The sequence below is a fragment of the Citrobacter sp. wls826 genome (assembly GCF_005281245.1).
GTDB classification, from domain to species: Bacteria; Pseudomonadota; Gammaproteobacteria; order Enterobacterales; family Enterobacteriaceae; genus Citrobacter; species Citrobacter braakii.
The window spans coordinates 299,208-300,758 of sequence record NZ_SZWS01000053.1 but is presented as its reverse complement, the minus strand read 5'-3'; the positions used below and the strand labels follow the sequence as shown (position 1 = coordinate 300,758).

The following is a 1,551-nucleotide window of genomic DNA, read 5'->3' as shown; positions in this document are numbered from 1 at the left end:
GGCTGGCCTGAAGCCGTGCCTGCTCATTGTCCTGACGAGCCGCATTTTCACTCTGCCATTGAACAGAATGCACATGCAGAATGTTGCCTTCCTGGCGTAATACCAGCCCGGCGCTTTTCACCACCGTTTGCAATGCCTGCTTCCAGGGCACATCCGTCAAATGCAGTGACAGCACACCGCTGACATCCGGTGAAACTACCAGGTTTTTCTTTTCCTGTTCGGCCAGCGCCTGCAATACCTGCACAACCGGCACATCATCGACCACCAGCGTCACGTTTTGTGATTTCGCCGCCAGTACGCTCTGAATCCCGACCACCAGTACGAGTACTATCCATGCCATCCATCGCTTCATTTATCGCTCCTTGTCGTTGCCACTGCCACTGCGACGGCTCGCAGTTTTTCCCTGTGTCGAGGGTTACGCTCTGGGCCGTTATCTGCGTAACCGTCCAACCGTTTTTCAGGACATCATTTCGCTCAACCCGCTGCCATTTTTTCTGGCTATCCTGAACAATGCCAATGGGTCGCGCGCGCTGGCTCAATATTCCCTGATAGCGCCATGCTGACAGCTCAGCAATTTGGCAACGGTCCTCCGGCGGCAGGAAGGGATTACGCATACCGGTGAGTATCAGTACGCTTACGCACGCCAACAGCCAGCGTTCAACCATCATTCAGGCGCTCCAGTTGTAGTGTTAACAGCAGCTCCGCACCTTCTGCGTAAAGAGAAAACCGGCTGACGTTCATCCCTTGCTCCGCTAATTGGACAAACATCGGCGGGATGGCATCCCAGCCTGGCTTCAGCGTCATTTCTCCGCCCTGTGCGGAGGGTTGCCAGTGGATAAGATGTGCAAGAGGAGTCTGAAACAGCAGTGGGGAGAACGGAATCAGCGTCTCTTCAGGCTCTTCTGGCGATGCCGCCAGCAGATATAAATTTCGCCATTGTGCCTGAATGGCCGCTCGTTGCTGATTTAGCGCCTCTTGTTGCATAACCCGTTTCTGCGCGGTGGAGCTGAGGCATAACATGACGACGATGAGCAGTCCCAGCATCCAGCCACAGCCGCAGATGAGCCGAAAGCGCGGCGACTGCGCTAACCAGCTATCACAAAGCGTTTTCATGCGCACCGCTCCGCATCAGTCGATAGTGGAATTGCCAGCGTCCCTGCGCATCCTGCTGCGTTTCGCCAGGGCTACCCAATTTAAACAGCGGCAGCTGGCGTAATTGCGCTTCCAGCGCCTTCAGCGCGGCAAAGCTCAGCGTGTTTCCCGTCAGTTCCAGTGTCTCCTGCTGCCAGGTGATTTTTGTTAACCACGCCTGCTCCGGCAGTAATTCCGCCAGCCCTTGCAAAACCCGCTGCCAGCTTCGGGTCTGCTCACGCTGTTTGTTCCGCGCTTGAACCTGTTGCCATCGTTGCTGGCGCTGCTGCACACGCGGCTTTAGCGCCATTAAAGCCTCGGCCCGCGTCTTTTCGGCATCCGCTAACAACAATTCGACCTGGTTTTCTACGCTCAAAACGCTGTAATAGCGCAACAACACGCCGCTACTAAGCAGTAGCG

At 55.8% G+C, this 1,551-nt stretch carries 3 protein-coding genes and 1 pseudogene; all 4 read right to left on the bottom strand.

Translation table 11 applies throughout. The features are described 5' to 3' along the window. A pseudogene (hofQ, locus tag FDW87_RS22620) lies at positions 1–352 on the bottom strand (DNA uptake porin HofQ); the annotation flags it as partial. Further along, positions 255–668, bottom strand: a complete 414-nt coding sequence (locus FDW87_RS13840; protein WP_019078152.1) for a HofP DNA utilization family protein — start codon at positions 666–668, stop codon at positions 255–257. The pseudogene hofQ and the gene FDW87_RS13840, both read right to left, overlap by 98 nt. Next, positions 658–1,113 (bottom strand): hypothetical protein, encoded by a 456-nt coding sequence (locus FDW87_RS13835; RefSeq protein WP_019078151.1) that lies wholly within the window; start codon positions 1,111–1,113, stop codon positions 658–660. The genes FDW87_RS13840 and FDW87_RS13835 overlap by 11 nt, the downstream gene beginning before the upstream one ends. Further along, on the bottom strand, positions 1,097–1,551 hold a 455-nt coding region (locus FDW87_RS13830), incomplete at its 5' end, for a PilN domain-containing protein (RefSeq protein ID WP_252363174.1). The genes FDW87_RS13835 and FDW87_RS13830, both read right to left, overlap by 17 nt.

Coding starts and splice junctions, on each gene's coding strand:
- FDW87_RS13840 (WP_019078152.1), bottom strand. CDS start 668: ATGATGGTTGAACGCTGGCTGTTGGCGTGCGTAAGCGTACTGATACTC.
- FDW87_RS13835 (WP_019078151.1), bottom strand. CDS start 1,113: ATGAAAACGCTTTGTGATAGCTGGTTAGCGCAGTCGCCGCGCTTTCGG.